The 13,276-nt window shown below is 57.8% G+C and carries 21 protein-coding genes; 5 read left to right on the top strand and 16 right to left on the bottom strand.

The features are described 5' to 3' along the window. The first annotated feature begins 25 nt into the window (after positions 1–25). Together G7047_RS13390 and G7047_RS13395 are read left to right on the top strand one after the other, a co-directional pair. A complete protein-coding gene (locus G7047_RS13390) occupies positions 26–1,450 on the top strand; it encodes an AAA family ATPase (protein ID WP_166299536.1) in 1,425 nt (474 codons plus the stop codon). Next, positions 1,447–2,034: a hypothetical protein gene (locus G7047_RS13395; RefSeq protein ID WP_166299534.1), complete on the top strand. Its 588-nt coding sequence runs from the start codon at positions 1,447–1,449 to the stop codon at positions 2,032–2,034. The genes G7047_RS13390 and G7047_RS13395 overlap by 4 nt, the downstream gene beginning before the upstream one ends. Positions 2,035–2,098: 64 nt before the next feature. On the opposite strand, the gene G7047_RS13400 is transcribed toward G7047_RS13395, so the two are convergent. The 12 genes from G7047_RS13400 to G7047_RS13455 form a co-directional block, all read right to left on the bottom strand. After that, the gene (locus tag G7047_RS13400; RefSeq protein WP_166306159.1) at positions 2,099–2,746 is read right to left on the bottom strand and encodes a Rha family transcriptional regulator; all 648 of its coding nucleotides are present in this window, start codon (positions 2,744–2,746) and stop codon (positions 2,099–2,101) included. 327 nt (positions 2,747–3,073) lie between these two features. Then, positions 3,074–3,277: an AlpA family transcriptional regulator gene (locus G7047_RS13405; protein ID WP_166306162.1), complete on the bottom strand. Its 204-nt coding sequence runs from the start codon at positions 3,275–3,277 to the stop codon at positions 3,074–3,076. 9 nt (positions 3,278–3,286) lie between these two features. Beyond that, positions 3,287–3,583, bottom strand: a complete 297-nt coding sequence (locus G7047_RS13410) for a DUF4406 domain-containing protein (RefSeq protein WP_166299528.1) — start codon at positions 3,581–3,583, stop codon at positions 3,287–3,289. Between the two features lie 3 nt (positions 3,584–3,586). After that, a complete protein-coding gene (locus tag G7047_RS13415; protein WP_166299526.1) occupies positions 3,587–3,799 on the bottom strand; it encodes a hypothetical protein in 213 nt (70 codons plus the stop codon). Between the two features lie 44 nt (positions 3,800–3,843). Continuing rightward, positions 3,844–4,152, bottom strand: a complete 309-nt coding sequence (locus tag G7047_RS13420) for a hypothetical protein (protein ID WP_240939322.1) — start codon at positions 4,150–4,152, stop codon at positions 3,844–3,846. Continuing rightward, the gene (locus G7047_RS13425) at positions 4,152–6,305 is read right to left on the bottom strand and encodes a replication endonuclease (protein ID WP_240939321.1); all 2,154 of its coding nucleotides are present in this window, start codon (positions 6,303–6,305) and stop codon (positions 4,152–4,154) included. The genes G7047_RS13420 and G7047_RS13425 overlap by 1 nt, the downstream gene beginning before the upstream one ends. 2 nt (positions 6,306–6,307) lie before the next feature. Beyond that, complete coding sequence (locus tag G7047_RS13430) at positions 6,308–6,745, bottom strand: hypothetical protein (protein ID WP_166299524.1); 438 nt, start codon at positions 6,743–6,745, stop codon at positions 6,308–6,310. Then, positions 6,742–6,921 (bottom strand): hypothetical protein, encoded by a 180-nt coding sequence (locus tag G7047_RS13435; protein ID WP_166299522.1) that lies wholly within the window; start codon positions 6,919–6,921, stop codon positions 6,742–6,744. Before G7047_RS13435 ends, G7047_RS13430 begins: the two co-directional genes overlap by 4 nt. Then, on the bottom strand, positions 6,918–7,517 hold the full coding sequence (locus G7047_RS13440) for a replication endonuclease (protein WP_166306165.1): 600 nt from the start codon (positions 7,515–7,517) through the stop codon (positions 6,918–6,920). The genes G7047_RS13435 and G7047_RS13440 overlap by 4 nt, the downstream gene beginning before the upstream one ends. 50 nt (positions 7,518–7,567) lie before the next feature. Continuing rightward, positions 7,568–8,014, bottom strand: coding sequence for an ogr/Delta-like zinc finger family protein (locus G7047_RS13445; RefSeq protein ID WP_240939320.1), 447 nt, complete (start codon positions 8,012–8,014; stop codon positions 7,568–7,570). 24 nt (positions 8,015–8,038) lie between these two features. Continuing rightward, positions 8,039–8,329 (bottom strand): hypothetical protein, encoded by a 291-nt coding sequence (locus G7047_RS13450; protein ID WP_166299518.1) that lies wholly within the window; start codon positions 8,327–8,329, stop codon positions 8,039–8,041. 306 nt (positions 8,330–8,635) lie between these two features. Beyond that, entirely contained in the window at positions 8,636–8,836 is a 201-nt protein-coding gene (locus tag G7047_RS13455) for a hypothetical protein (protein ID WP_166299516.1), read from the bottom strand. Positions 8,837–8,962: 126 nt separating this feature from the next. On the opposite strand from G7047_RS13455, the gene G7047_RS13460 reads away from it, so the two are divergent. From G7047_RS13460 to G7047_RS13470, 3 genes are all read left to right on the top strand, one after another. Continuing rightward, complete coding sequence (locus tag G7047_RS13460) at positions 8,963–9,655, top strand: XRE family transcriptional regulator (RefSeq protein ID WP_166299514.1); 693 nt, start codon at positions 8,963–8,965, stop codon at positions 9,653–9,655. Between the two features lie 46 nt (positions 9,656–9,701). Further along, positions 9,702–10,184, top strand: a complete 483-nt coding sequence (locus tag G7047_RS13465; protein WP_166299512.1) for a BRCT domain-containing protein — start codon at positions 9,702–9,704, stop codon at positions 10,182–10,184. A gap of 263 nt (positions 10,185–10,447) precedes the next feature. After that, entirely contained in the window at positions 10,448–11,011 is a 564-nt protein-coding gene (locus G7047_RS13470; protein WP_166306168.1) for a hypothetical protein, read from the top strand. A 67-nt stretch (positions 11,012–11,078) separates the two neighbouring features. Here G7047_RS13470 and G7047_RS13475 read toward each other — a convergent pair whose 3' ends face one another. Genes G7047_RS13475 through G7047_RS13490 form a run of 4 tightly spaced genes read right to left on the bottom strand, consistent with a single transcriptional unit; the run spans position 11,079 to position 13,266 of the window. After that, complete coding sequence (locus G7047_RS13475; protein WP_166306171.1) at positions 11,079–11,384, bottom strand: BrnA antitoxin family protein; 306 nt, start codon at positions 11,382–11,384, stop codon at positions 11,079–11,081. Further along, on the bottom strand, positions 11,359–11,637 hold the full coding sequence (locus G7047_RS13480; RefSeq protein ID WP_166306174.1) for a BrnT family toxin: 279 nt from the start codon (positions 11,635–11,637) through the stop codon (positions 11,359–11,361). Before G7047_RS13480 ends, G7047_RS13475 begins: the two co-directional genes overlap by 26 nt. 58 nt (positions 11,638–11,695) lie before the next feature. Further along, a complete protein-coding gene (locus G7047_RS13485) occupies positions 11,696–12,805 on the bottom strand; it encodes a contractile injection system protein, VgrG/Pvc8 family (protein ID WP_166306177.1) in 1,110 nt (369 codons plus the stop codon). Further along, a complete protein-coding gene (locus tag G7047_RS13490; RefSeq protein ID WP_166306180.1) occupies positions 12,802–13,266 on the bottom strand; it encodes a phage tail protein in 465 nt (154 codons plus the stop codon). The genes G7047_RS13485 and G7047_RS13490 overlap by 4 nt, the downstream gene beginning before the upstream one ends. Positions 13,267–13,276 lie beyond the last annotated feature (10 nt).

Genomic DNA, 13,276 nt, shown 5'->3' on the forward strand with positions numbered 1-13,276 from the left:
ACTGTCAGAACATCGGCCTCAAGAAATGCAAGACCAAACACCTCAACGGCTCGACCTAGTTAGCTGGCGCTTTCGGCCCAAGAAGCTGGGCTGCCTGTCTCAAGACGCCGGTGCGATTGAATTCAAACCTCTTACGCTCGTCTGTGGTCAAAACAACACCGGCAAAACTTGGGTGATGTACGCCCTATACGCCTTTCTGTCACGCACGCACACGCCGCGGCTCCCAGGAATGGATCAGACCGTCAAAGACCTTGCAAAGGAGGGACACGTAACGTGGGACCTCCAGCTTTGGGCACTCGAGCACGGCGGATCATTTGTCAAACTGTTCAACAAAGAAGTAGCGGACAACCTTCCCTCAGCGTTTAATAGCTCACCAGACATTTTCAAAGGCAGCGGCTTTGATTGGGATATAGACTTCTATAACTTATTGGAGCAAGCAATCGCGCGTCCATTAAATTCGTCAATAGAGTTAGGCCGAGATAAAAATCAATTTATTCGCGTCACCAAAAAGGCTGATTCAAGCAAAGTTGAAATCATCCAAAATACCGCACTTTCCGGCTCAGAATTTTTCGTGAGCGAAATTATTGTACGTCACCTAATCGGAATTCCTGCCCGGCAAAACGTATTTCTCATTCCAGCGGAGCGGAATGGATTACACCTCTTCTACAAAGATTTAGCAAGCCGTCGCACCGCACTCTTGCATCATGCATCTAAAAAAGACAAAGAGATTAATTTATCTGAATTAATAAACGACTTCGTATCTTCTCGTTACGCACGCCCAATAGCCGACTACATCGACTGGCTCAATGATTTACCAGAAACAAGAAAAAAGAAAAAAGGCCCTTTTCACGATCACGCAGAGGGCATAAAAAAAATAATCGGCGGTCGATATGACGTTGACTCTGAAGGCTCCATTACCTTCTTACCCAGAAAATCCAGAAAAAGTTCTGAGGCACCGCCAAAACTTGATTTACACCTCACCTCATCCACCGTCAAAAGCTTATTTGGACTTTGGGCATATTTAGAATTTGACGCTCAACCTGGCGATGTTCTAATGATTGACGAACCAGAGTTAAATTTGCATCCCGCAAATCAGCGAATGATGGCGCGCGTAATAGCAAGACTTGTGAATTCAGGTCTGCGTGTGGTGGCAAGCACACACAGCGATTACCTTGTACGAGAAATAAATTCACTCGTTATGCTGCATCGCAAGTCCCCTATTCAAGAGAAACTAATCAAGCAGTTCGAATATAGTCAAGAGGAAATTCTTAATCCGTCAGTTATATCCGCATGGCTATTTCACGATCAAACAATCAGTTCCATGCCTATAAACGACACCGAAGGAATCGACGCAGAAACCTTTGACGAGGAAATTCACGCACTTAACGACACGAGTGATCGTATTTATTATGCCTATCAGGAGTCAGGAGACAATGGAGCAGATGAATGAGTGCTCTTTCTTCGATATTTAAAGACATAATACCAGAAGAATATAAACTAAATAACAATGGAGGTCTATGGGTAATAGAAGAACCGAGAGCAAAGAATAACCACTTCGAAGTGTCAGCAGGGTCATCCTTCGCTTTTACACTTGATATTGTTGGCACGCCCGCATTCCCTCATTTCTCCGATGCAAAAAAAGGAATGAAAAGCGTTAATGATGGAATCATTGCCACAACAATAGGCGAAGATCACTACCTCGTCGCGATTGAAATGAAATCATCAGAAGGGTCTGCGGGGGATGCTTTAAAGCAAATAGAGAGTGCCAGACTATTACTGAGATGGATTAGAGAGCTATTAACTCTTCACGGCCATTGGAAATCAGGGCAGTGCAAATTCATAGGGATTATCAGCCTGACACCTCGAAAATCACCCGCTAAAGGTACTAGTCGCCGTTGCGCAGAATTGCCCACCCCAAAGCATTCCAAGTACGGCTACCCATACTTCATACTCGAGAACCACCCAAGAATATCCATCCAGGATTTAGTCACTAAAATTACAACCAGCAAAAAGGAATGCCCGCCAACTGTTTAACCCCAAAAAAATATCAAATTCCTTTGTAATTAAGATTGACATTCGCCCACATCTAAAATTCTTCTCATGAGCTGGTTATTGCACGCGGCAGCCACCCTGCCAACTGCGCATTGCTTACCATCGACGCCTCATCCATCAAATAACCCGGCAACTGCGCCAAGCTGAGCACTAGTGCGTCGTTAGTAACTCGAGTCACGCGCACTGACGACCGATCACCGTCCGGCACCGGACTGACCAGCAATCGCATGTTGCGCCAGTCATCAACATTGCCCGTCAGCATGCACTCAAACGCTGCACGTGCAGTGTTCGCAGCAACTTCCGAAGCGAAGGCATACGCGCGATTGATCTGCTCGAGATCGATGTCACCGCCATGCAACTTTGCCTCCATGCGGTTGAAGGCGTCGATGTAGCCAAGCTTGAACTGGAGCGCCTTCTTTCCGGTGAACCCCATCGCCAGCAGCGTGAAGCCATCGCGCGCTAGGCGATATGCCACATCCTTGCGCGTCGCACCACTGCCGATCTGAACATCAACGACCATCTGCTGAAAATTCAGCGCATGCTCTGCATCGAGCTGAGGAATCAAGTTCTGGATGGCTTGCAGCACGTTGCGATGTTGCTTGCCGAAGTGACGCACAACATCAATGCTTGTGGTAGTGGGTTTGCCGTCGACAACGGCGAGAGAGGGCACAAATGCCAAGGCGGAATGCGACATGGAACGCTCCTTATCGAGACTGTGAAGTCTCGTGAGCAGCGTTCTTACGCACCGCCCACGAGGTGGCCGGGAGGTTAAGAACCTGGGATAAGCCAGGCGGACTTCTTCCCCTTGCGGGTCTTTTATCCGTCGCCCTCCCGGCCATAAATCAATCGCCTGCAAAAGTACAGGCGTGCAATGTCCGGGCGCAAAAAAACCGCTGATCTATCGGGCGCGGTTTTCCGCTTATCCAAGGAGTTCTTACGCTCCACCTCTTTCGAGGCCAGACCAGTGTATCAAATGGGGATAGTTTTGTGTACCTCGCCCCCATTTGGTTCCATGTTTCGATCATTCATGAGCGTCCTGCGCCCCGCCCCACGCCTTGGGGCACGCGCTCAGCCACTCCATCACCTCCGACACCAGCCAGAACAGCTTCGCGCGCATCTTGCGCGGGTGGGGGAAGCCGTTGTGTTCGATCATGGCGCGCAGGGTGTTTTCCACGATGCCCAGCTCTTCCAGCAATTGCTCTTTGGTAAAGATGATCTGTTCCATAACCTGCTCTCACTGTTTCGGGGTTTCGAATTGCCGATCGATGCCCAGCGCGCAGGCCAGATCGTGCTCGATGCGCGCTCCGCGGCTCGCGCGCCAGCCGTGCAGCAGGTAGATGGCATCGCACGTCACCAGTTGCGCAATCGCCATGCGCATGTAGCCCGCCCAGCTCTTGCACGCCGGATCCGGGTTCTCGGCGGGGTTCTCCACATGGTGGCCGGCCGCGCGCAGCTCGGCGGCCGCCGCGTGGAACGCCGGGTAGTTGAACTCGGGGTGGCCCGTCATGGGGCCAGCAACGTAGATCCGCATCGCTCAGCACTCCACGCGCTCAACGCGCAGCACGTTCCTGCCCGTCACGCGCGCGGCGCTGGTGGTGGCGTGCGTTGCGTTGGCCGCGCGCACTCGGATGGTGGGCAGTTGCTGGGCGTCGGCCAGCGCCTCCACGTCTTGCGCGGGCACGTGGTCGGGCAGCAGCACCGCGCGGTAGCTGTGCGTTTCGGTGATGGTGTGAATGGATGGGTTCATTTCGCAGGTCCTCGGTTGAATCGGTTGGTTTGTTGATGAATGGATCAGGCCGCATGCACCAGGCGCAGCTCGCCTTGTTCGGGCGGCACCTCCACCGCGCGCGGTTTGCGTCCGCGCTTGGGTTTGGCCTCGGCCGCCAGGCGTGCGCGCTCGGCGGCGAACACGCTGGCCAGATGGTTCGCCGTGGTGCCCGCGGCGGGCACGTAGTCGCCAGCGATGGCACGGCGAAAGCAATGCACGCGCGGCTCGGTTCGTTTGGCGTTCATGGTCATCACTCCTTTGCTCTGGTGGTTGATCGGCTCGCGAGCGCCCACGCTGGCGCCCGCCTTGGGTTGGTTTACGGGGTTTTTCATCAGTCCCATTTCCTCTTTCGATGCATGGCGGCGAAGAAATTGACCGCTTCAGGGGTCACCCACTCGCTTGCATCGGGGCCTTCACGGCCCAAAAGCTGATCGCGCAGCTCGCCGGTCAGGCGGGCCGTACAGTTATTGAAACCAGTCCAAGCGCGAGGCAAAGCCTCGCGGGACGCGGGCTCGCCCGTGCCCTGCGCCTGTCCTGCTGCATTGGTGATTTGCACTTCCGTGGATGCCGAGACATCCGCAGCATGTGTGTGCTCTTGCACCACGGGTGACCACGCAATGCGGCGGCTCACCAGCATGTGGCCACGCATGCGGCCACGCTGGGCCTTGAGGCCCACGATGCGGCCCACGCGCACCTCTTCGCCGTATTTGTTCGCCTGCCCCACCTCGGGCGTGCGGTTCGCGATGCGCAGATGCCATTGATGGCGCTTGCACGCGTGCCCGCCCATCGCCTCCATGAACACGCGCCAGTCGGCCCGCAATGCGCCATGCCGATGGCACACGCTGTGCGCACGCACCGTGGCCTTGTCGCCCTCGCGCGCGAACAGCTCCAGCTGATCGCTCGACACGCGGCGCAGCTCGCGCCACACGGTGACGCTCGGCATGCCGATGGTCTGAAACTGGCGAATGCCCCACGTCGCCGCCCACGCATCCACGCGCCGGAAACCTTGGCCGGATTCCTGCACATCTGCCTCATCACGGTCACCGAAATCCATCGCGATCTGGTCACCGTTGACCACGTCCTGGTGCTCGGCCAGCGCGATATGGCCCACGCTCTTGGCGATGTACTTGGCCACGTAGCCAGCGGCACCGCCCTTGATCATTCGTTTGATGTTCACACGGTTTTCAGCCGCGCCGCGTTCGTCGCCGTCGTCGCTCAGCCAGTAGTGCCGAATGCGTTCTTCCAGCTTCAGCGCCTGCGCTTCCGTCTCCACCCACACCAGCGCGTGCCAGTGCGGCGTAGCGTCGTGGTGCGGCTCGGCCACGCGAAGGCCGTACATCTTGATGCCCTTGCGCGCCGCATCAGAGCGCAGCTTTTGCCACATGCCGCGCAGCCACAGTTGACCATCGCGCGGCGTAGTGCCCGGTACAAACTTCTTGTTCGGAATGGGCCGCCCGCCGTTGCCCAATTTCACCGGGTGGAAGCGACTCGGAAGCGTCAGCGTGAGGAAAAGGCCCACATGCCCGTGCGAATCCGCATATTCCTCCGCGCCACGAATGCGCGTCATCAGCTCGCCGCCGCGCACCATCGGGTTAGACGTGCCCAGCGCGGCCAGCTCCGCAAGGCTGTAGGCCTGCCCCGCCTCATTGCGGAACAGCGTGCGGCTCAGCGTTTCGGCGTTGCGCTTGATCTGCTCTTGGCGCCGCTGCAAGCCCTCTGCGCTCACATAACCGCCGCGCCCCTTGTGCACCAGACCCAAACCCACAGCACCCGCCTCCACCATGCGCGCCACATGCACGCGTAGCGCCTTGCGCCACCACTGCGCATCCTGTGCGCGCCGCACCGCTGGCATGCCCTTGATGGGCTTGTCCTCGGCAATACCCACGGCACGCACCAACATGCGGATACTGTCCACGCACGCCGCCTGATCGCCACCATCTGCCAGCGTGACCGCCTCCAGCTCATCGGCCTGCGCGGCCAATCCCTTGGCCATGTCGCGAATCTCATAGTCCGCCAGATTCCACAGCGTTGCCGATCCAAAGCGATCATCGAACTCCCCAATGGCCTGCATCAAATCCCACGCGTCCGCCCACTCTGGCTGCTGGGATTCGAACATCGTCGGCCCGCCGTCCAGGCGCGCACGGATTGCAGCCCGCCACATCTTCGGTGCGCACGCAATCACGCGCTCCATGTGACCGCGCGCCACGAACAGGCGCGGCTTGTCGCGCTCCCATTCAGCCAAGCTGCCATTGGGCAATTTGCGCAGCAGGGGGGCGAGCTTTTCGCCCCGTCCGGACTTTTCGGCTTCTTCGCTTTTCAGACTCTTGAGAGCCTTCTTAATCGCCTCGCGCGCAGCGTCATCAGCAGCGGTATCCACCACCGCAGCAGCGGCCGACGCACGCGCCGCGTACATCTCCGCCTTCTCGCGGCAAAACGCCTCGAATGCAGGATCACCGGCCGATTGGATGACGATGGGCGCGCGCATGCTCACACCCGCGCCGTCAGGGCCACCAGGCCCCTGAAATACCGCTTCGCGTCACGAATCTGCCCGCTGACCGCGTTGCGCTCCGGCGGCGGCATCTCGAACCAGTTGCGCGCCGCGAGTGTGTCCAGATTCTCCAGACCCACACCCAACCCGGCCCGCAAAAGCATGTTGGCGCGCCAGTTCAGCGGAATGCTCTTCCACTCGCGCGAGGCCGAATCGTTGAAGCGCCCCTCGGTGGACTGCGCCGTGTATTCGTCGCTCAGCTCGCACAGGCGCAGCAGCGCCTCATCGCGCGCCGTGATGCCCTTGGCACTGCCCGAGCGCAGGCGCTTGGCCATGCGGTCAATGCCCTCCATGCGCTGCTTATGGCGCTCGATTTCACGCGCTCGGATGCGCTCGATCTGGTCATCCGCAATCGCCAGTCGCTCGGCCTTGTTCATGCACGACCCTTCGCACCAGAACGACCCACGGCAAAGCGGCAGCAGGCACCCCAGCCCTTGCCCTCAGCCACGCTGAATGCAGCATCCCACGCCGCCGCCCATGTGCGCGCAGCCAACGGCTGCGAGCACTGCACGCCATCGGCGTCGCACCATGTCATGACGAATGCGGCGCTCATGACAGCACCTCGCCAGTCCGTGAAAATCCAAACCGACCAGTCAACCGAACGCCCCATGTGGCTGCCCACGCGATCACCGCCTGATCGCCGAGCACATCATCCGCGTATGCGTTCATGTAGCGGCTCGCACAGCCCGGCTCTAAGCGCTCCACATTCGCACCGATCCGCGAACCATCAGCACCCGCACTCGCAAGCCAGTAATGGCGCGTAACCGATTCCAGCACTCTGGCGTCCTCATCAGAGCGCACCCACGCAATCAAACTCCATTGCGGAACACCGTCAAAATTCGGCACCACATAACGGAGTCCGTGCATGCGCACACCATTGCGAGCCAATGCTGCACGCACCTTGCCCCACAACACCCGCAGCCATTCATGACCGCTCAATGGGCTTGACCCATCAAAAAACGGGTTGTCAATCAGCTTTCCACCCACACCCTTTGGTTCGGATAGAACTTCGCTGGCAACGTGAGCGTGACAAACAAACCGATCTCGCCCGCCGGTTCGCGCGTTTTCGTTTCGGCATTCATCTGCATTTCCTCCAAAATTCGGACAAAAAAAGTCCCTGCCCGGCGCAAACGCGCCTTGCAAATTCATCAACTGGTTTTGATTGGTGCCGCTGCTATTCAGCGGCTATGCGGTTCGGGCTAACTGCTCTCGCCCGCCGTGCCCGCTCCACCGGCGAACAGGTCGCCAGTCACGGGCAGCGTGAAGCGCGCCACATGGGCGGCCTCGCCTGCGTTGTCCAGCACCACGCGCAGCATGTCGCGGCGCACGTGAGTGGACAGGGGGATATTGACCGTGGGGTCAGGTGTAGCGCTCGGGCACAACGTACGCACCACCTCGCTGGCCACCACGAAGGTGTGACCGCATTCCACGTTGGTGCATTGGTAGATGGTTTCGCGCATCGTCACCGTCAGCATTGCCGATGTGCGGATCTCGGCCGAGGCCTTGCAATGCGCGCATGCCATGCGCGTGCCCTCCATGCGCAGCTTGCGGCCCTGATGGCTCACACGCTCGCGGCGCGGCTGTGCGGCGCTCAGCGCCTGCATTTCTGCATTCGTGGTCAGCATGGTGGAGGCCTTATCTGTCATTCGTTGGCGGTGTTGGCTTGCGCTTTAAAGCGGCTCGGCAGCAGCTTTTTGCTGCTCTGCAATGCCGAGTTCTTCTTCGTCTTTGGCCAGTTGCTTGAGGAACGACACTCGCATGTAATAGGAAACGGATCGGTCCTTGATTTCAGCCACGCGCTTTGCGCGCTCTAGATCGACCGGGTACAGATGCATGCCCGATGCAACCACCTTGTCGCGCTCCGGCTTCGCTGGGCGACCGGCAAGGCGGCCCGCTGTTTTATTGCGCTGCACCAGTCCGCGAAATGCATCGCGCGAAATTGGTTGATTGATTGCCTGCATCCTCTACCCCTTGCGCCCTTTGGGCAGTGTGTTGTCTACGATCAGTCGCGGCCCCTGCCGGAGCCCTGCCATTTCATGAAAGCCTGCTTTTAGCTGCTCTTCGAACAGTCGTTCAAGCACGGCCCGCCTGTCATTCGTTTTCCACAGCGCACAAAAGTGGTCCAGTACGACCTCAAGTTGCGGTGTGCTCTCCACATGGTGAGCCGACCCTGTTTGCGTTGCCGCCTTCGTGTGCGCTTCGGCGTCTGCGGCGGCTCGCGCACCGCAGGCACCACTGCAGCGCCTGAATGAATTGCAAAAAGCGGCTTAGGCATTGCTCTTTTGCCCCTGCTGTTCCTGCGCACGGCGGATCAACTCCAGCCCACGCTGCAGCGCCGAATCGTGGATGAACGTCGATGGCTGCACGCCCGTCATTTCTGCAGCCATCCGGATCACCTCGTCCGTCGCGGATTGAGCGCGGATCGTGTAGCGCTTATCGCGCACAAGGTCACGGTTATCAAAAGTCATGTGCCAAGCCTCCCCGCTGTGTCGCGGTGTGTGTACCATCGTGTTAGACGGTGCTATATGTTCTTGCGCCGATGATATTGCTAATTTTGGCAATTTGCAATCTTTTAGAGAAAAGTTTTTCACTCAATGAGCGAAACATCACCAATTCGCGCTGTTATTGGCGAGAGACTCAAAGAAGAACGGGAGAGACTGAATCTAACCGTTGCTGATGTCGCCAAGTTTGGCGATATGCCTTCCCGAACGATCTACGGCTGGGAAAACGGCGTGACCTCGCCAAAGGTTGAATTTTTCGCCTCAACTCAGGCGCTTGGGTTTGATGTGCATTACATCGTCACCGGCTCGCGCACCAAAGGCTCACTGACCGGCCCCGCACCTGCGCCAATCTCCAGCGAAGACACGATCCTTATTCCACGCCTCAACGTAGTTGCCAGCATGGGGCCTGGAAATGACTTGGTGTCCGAAGAAATCATCATGGGCGACGTCCCCATGTCGCTCAAGTGGATTGACCGCTACCTACCCAGCTCCCGCCCCGAGGCTTTGCGCATCATTCATCAGCTTGGGGACAGCATGCAAGGCACTCTCGCAAGCGGCGATTTCGGGATATGCGACACAGACAAAATCACAGCCGATGTGGATGGCATCTATGTGCTGGAAGCCCATGAACGCCTGTTCATCAAGCGCGTGACCCAGCGCATGGACGGCCGTCACGAGGTAACAAGCGACAACCCGAACGTTCGCACCGTGGACGTGCTCAACGGCGAGCACCAGGTGCGGATCTGCGGCCGGATCGTCTACGGATTCAACGGCAGAAGGTTTTGACGAATGATCTCCGGCCACAGTTCATCAGACTACAAAAAGAGGGCTTATGGAAACACTTGAATTTCTGTACAAAAACAGTGATGGCGAAACCAAACTGCGCAAAGTCATCAATTGGGCAGAGGAAGGTCACTACATCGTTGGCAACGACTTGGAGTCGAACGGCGCACCACGCACTTTCCGCAAGGATCGAATCACCGAATACCTCAACGGCAGCGCATCAGCGCTGAAAGAGCCACACAGCGGTCCGCCTCCCAAGCTCATCAAGGCCGCACCCGAGGCACAGCGCCCAAACATTCTTTTCACCGGCTTCGCATCGGCATTGCGTGCGCAGCTGGAAACTGATTCCACGGCCGCCGGGCTCAAGGTTGTAAAGACAGTGACACAGAATCTCGCGTTCGTTTGCGCTGGCCCTAACGCTGGCCCGACAAAAGTGGCCAAGGCACGCGTGCAAGGGTCATTCATAGTCGGCCCCGACGATCTACCCGAGCTGCTGGAATCCGGCGTTCTGCCAGACCGGATTTTCGATTGAACATCACTAGGAGCAACCATGAGCGACACGCGTAATACACCGCCGCCACCACCGCCACCGCCACCGCCACCGCCACCGCCACCGCCACCGCCGCCACCACTTCAACCAAACTCATCAGTCGAGAGATTTCGAAACAGTGAAGTCACTCGCAACGTTGCACCGACGCCAAAGCCACCTTCGAAATAGAAGCGCGTAGTGTCGGAGGCATGTGTGCACGCTATTCACGTTTGCCGCGTTCATGCGCATTGCCGAGAATCGGAAGCATGAACACGCCCAATCCAAGCCCCTCTTTAGCCGCAGCTGAGCTGGTAGCCGATACGACCCCCGCCGAGGACGCGACATCGCCTCACGACGGCGACCGTCACAAATTGCTCAACTGGGCAAACATCACGTACCGCTACCACCGCAAACGCCAGTGGTTTTTCGAGAAATGCGACATGGTGACCCAGGTTGCCTCCGTCGCAATGGGGCTTGCCATCTTCGGGAAGCCTCTGCAAGACTATTTGCCTTGGCTTGGCTTATTTATCGCGATTCTTGGCATTTTTTCTTTGGTAGTGAGATACGCCGAGCGTGCCCAGTGCCACAAGCAACTGGCTGAAGATGCGCGAGCGCTCATTGGCGAAATCGAGGCCTTACCCTTCAAAGAAATCAAGGACAAACACGTCAGCCGGTGGAACGGCAAATGCACCGACATTGAATTGCGAGAGCCACCCAATCTCAAGACATTAGTCAGCAAGTGCGAATGGGAGCAGTCCGTGGTTGAAGGCCATCTCGATCACACTCCCAAGGTGCCGTGGTGGAAGCAGGCCATCATGCATTTTTTCTGAGCAACACCCGTGAATGCAAAAGGCCACCCGAGCAGGTGGCCTTTTCTTTTTCACAATCGAACACAGATCACACCGGCTCAAACTTGCCGCGTCGCACGGCATCGCGCAACAGATCGTTCACCCGCGTTTGCCAGCCCTTGCCGCTGTGCTTGATGGCATCGAGCACATCCTGATCCACGCGGATAGTGGTGGACACCTTTGGATGCTCCACCTCGGGCCGTCCACGGCGGCGCATCGGCTGCATGCGTGCCATCAACTCGGTGGTGATTTCCACCGTGTCGGGGTCTTCGGCAATGCCGCTATTGATTGCCCGCTCTTCTTCCTCGGTGGGAAGAATCAGGCCCGTCTTACTGGTTTTCAATGGCTTGGTCATAAAGCTTTATCTCCCGCTTGTTGGCCTTGCGCAGGCTGATGATTCTCATGGTGTTCCCGCGCTGAACAAACACCACCACAAACAGACGCATTTCAATGACCGTGAAGCCCACTTCACGCACCTCGCCATAGTCTGCCCGGTCATCAACAAAACAAAGCACGTCAGACCACTCAATTTCATTTGCCAACGTGAGCGACACGCCATGCTTTTGCATGTTGGCGGCGTCTTTGAGTGGATTGAATTCCGTGTCCATGCTATTAATTGTACGTACTTTTATTGTTTATCGCAAAGTATTTTGTATGTACTTTAATTTATTCTTGCGAACCATCGTCCCATCCCAGTTCAGCGCCGACCTCTTCGTCATCACTGGGCTGGTCGAGCTCCAAGTCCCATTCACCGCCGCCCGCGTCCACCACGCCTCCGCCCATGCGTTCCATCTCCAGGCGCGTGGTCAAACCATTGTCATCCAGTGAATGCTCCACGGTCTTGACGAGCCAGCCCGTGCCGTCAATCTCAGGCTTGAACCCGCGCACACGCACGGGCGTCTGCACCATGAGCGCGGGCTGGCCCACAGCCAGCGTTAACTCGAAGGTTGCCGCGCCTCGGGCAAGGCGCGCTTGCTCTGCCTGGGCGGCGGCGAGTGCATCGGCCTCGGTGGCGTAGGTGTCACGTAGCCGCTTCACGTTGCCCTCTGCGCCCGCCACTGCGCCAGATCGCTTGGCCTTTCGTGGATCGTGCCAATAGGCTTTGACGCCAGTGTACGAATCGCGCGCAGCGACGTGGTATCGATGCTGATCACCATCCAATCGGTCGAGCGTGATGCTGGCCATTTCCTTGCCACTGGCATTTTTTTTGCTACCGATAGGGAGCACCACGAGGCGGCCTTTTTTCACTGTGGCGGTAGCGTCGTACTGGCGGCCGATACGGGTCAAGAAATGCACATCGCTTTCATTGGTCTGGTCTACGTGCTGCAGCTTGATCCCTGCCAGCGCCTCATCAATGTTGGCGGCCATACCGTTCTTGGCCGCGATGTCGCGCACCACCTGCCCGAGCGTCACACCGTGCCAGCTGGCACTCGCACGCTGGCGCAGCGTGCCACGCAAATCGGCACTACGGCAGCGGATGTTCAACGTGTCGGGAGCACCGGAATGTTCCACCTCATCCACGGTGAAAGTGCCTTTGTCAACCATCCCAGCATGTTCATACCCAAGCTGCAGCGACACGGTTGCACCCTCTGGTGGAAGCGCCAGATTTCCGCGCGAGTCATCGAGCGTGATGTCCAGCTGGTCGGCCTCACCGCCCCGGCATTCGCGAAGGCTCAGCCGCATGAGCAGCGGCCGCACGATCTGCGAAATGTCCTTGCCGTTGACCACCAGGTGGTAAACGGGTTTGCGGTTCGATACTGCGCCGTCATCGATCATTCGAGCCACCAATCCAGATCTTCACCCGTCCACCAGTCATCCCAAACCTCGCCACCATCAGATCCACCCGCCGGGTCGGCCTGCGCGTCGTCGGCGCGCTTGAGGTTGAGTGTGAATTCGGTGCGTCGAGCCACACCCTCGCGCACAAAGATGGACCCGGTTTCTTCCATACCCTCGATCACCCACGCGCCGAAGACCTCGCCCGCCCCGTTGACCAGCGCGTAGGCGCTTCCCTTGGTGGCCATATCGCGCAATCGATCGATGGCGAGGCGGTCGCCCATGAACTCCGGCGCGAGCAGGCCGGAAAGGCTGATTGTTTCGTCGCCCGGCCCAACGTACTGCAGACCCGGCCGAGCGCCCACACGGCTATTGCTGGCGTGGCGGAAGGCGCTGGAGCGGCGCATCTCCGTATATGCCAGCGTGTTCAATGCAAAAGTGAATTGCCCCAATGCGGCCATCATGTGTGCAGCC

This window comes from Diaphorobacter sp. HDW4A (genome assembly GCF_011305995.1).
Taxonomy (GTDB): domain Bacteria; phylum Pseudomonadota; class Gammaproteobacteria; order Burkholderiales; family Burkholderiaceae_C; genus Diaphorobacter_A.

Excerpts from the sequence above, each read along its gene's own strand:
- G7047_RS13390 (WP_166299536.1), top strand. The coding sequence starts at position 26 with ATGCAAGACCAAACACCTCAACGGCTCGACCTAGTTAGCTGGCGCTTT.
- G7047_RS13395 (WP_166299534.1), top strand. The coding sequence starts at position 1,447 with ATGAGTGCTCTTTCTTCGATATTTAAAGACATAATACCAGAAGAATAT.
- G7047_RS13400 (WP_166306159.1), bottom strand. The coding sequence starts at position 2,746 with ATGTCGCATTCCGCCTTGGCATTTGTGCCCTCTCTCGCCGTTGTCGAC.
- G7047_RS13405 (WP_166306162.1), bottom strand. The coding sequence starts at position 3,277 with ATGGAACAGATCATCTTTACCAAAGAGCAATTGCTGGAAGAGCTGGGC.
- G7047_RS13410 (WP_166299528.1), bottom strand. The coding sequence starts at position 3,583 with ATGCGGATCTACGTTGCTGGCCCCATGACGGGCCACCCCGAGTTCAAC.
- G7047_RS13415 (WP_166299526.1), bottom strand. The coding sequence starts at position 3,799 with ATGAACCCATCCATTCACACCATCACCGAAACGCACAGCTACCGCGCG.
- G7047_RS13420 (WP_240939322.1), bottom strand. The coding sequence starts at position 4,152 with ATGAAAAACCCCGTAAACCAACCCAAGGCGGGCGCCAGCGTGGGCGCT.
- G7047_RS13425 (WP_240939321.1), bottom strand. The coding sequence starts at position 6,305 with ATGCGCGCGCCCATCGTCATCCAATCGGCCGGTGATCCTGCATTCGAG.
- G7047_RS13430 (WP_166299524.1), bottom strand. The coding sequence starts at position 6,745 with ATGAACAAGGCCGAGCGACTGGCGATTGCGGATGACCAGATCGAGCGC.
- G7047_RS13435 (WP_166299522.1), bottom strand. The coding sequence starts at position 6,921 with ATGAGCGCCGCATTCGTCATGACATGGTGCGACGCCGATGGCGTGCAG.
- G7047_RS13440 (WP_166306165.1), bottom strand. The coding sequence starts at position 7,517 with ATGAATTTGCAAGGCGCGTTTGCGCCGGGCAGGGACTTTTTTTGTCCG.
- G7047_RS13445 (WP_240939320.1), bottom strand. The coding sequence starts at position 8,014 with ATGACAGATAAGGCCTCCACCATGCTGACCACGAATGCAGAAATGCAG.
- G7047_RS13450 (WP_166299518.1), bottom strand. The coding sequence starts at position 8,329 with ATGCAGGCAATCAATCAACCAATTTCGCGCGATGCATTTCGCGGACTG.
- G7047_RS13455 (WP_166299516.1), bottom strand. The coding sequence starts at position 8,836 with ATGACTTTTGATAACCGTGACCTTGTGCGCGATAAGCGCTACACGATC.
- G7047_RS13460 (WP_166299514.1), top strand. The coding sequence starts at position 8,963 with ATGAGCGAAACATCACCAATTCGCGCTGTTATTGGCGAGAGACTCAAA.
- G7047_RS13465 (WP_166299512.1), top strand. The coding sequence starts at position 9,702 with ATGGAAACACTTGAATTTCTGTACAAAAACAGTGATGGCGAAACCAAA.
- G7047_RS13470 (WP_166306168.1), top strand. The coding sequence starts at position 10,448 with ATGAACACGCCCAATCCAAGCCCCTCTTTAGCCGCAGCTGAGCTGGTA.
- G7047_RS13475 (WP_166306171.1), bottom strand. The coding sequence starts at position 11,384 with ATGACCAAGCCATTGAAAACCAGTAAGACGGGCCTGATTCTTCCCACC.
- G7047_RS13480 (WP_166306174.1), bottom strand. The coding sequence starts at position 11,637 with ATGGACACGGAATTCAATCCACTCAAAGACGCCGCCAACATGCAAAAG.
- G7047_RS13485 (WP_166306177.1), bottom strand. The coding sequence starts at position 12,805 with ATGATCGATGACGGCGCAGTATCGAACCGCAAACCCGTTTACCACCTG.
- G7047_RS13490 (WP_166306180.1), bottom strand. The coding sequence starts at position 13,266 with ATGATGGCCGCATTGGGGCAATTCACTTTTGCATTGAACACGCTGGCA.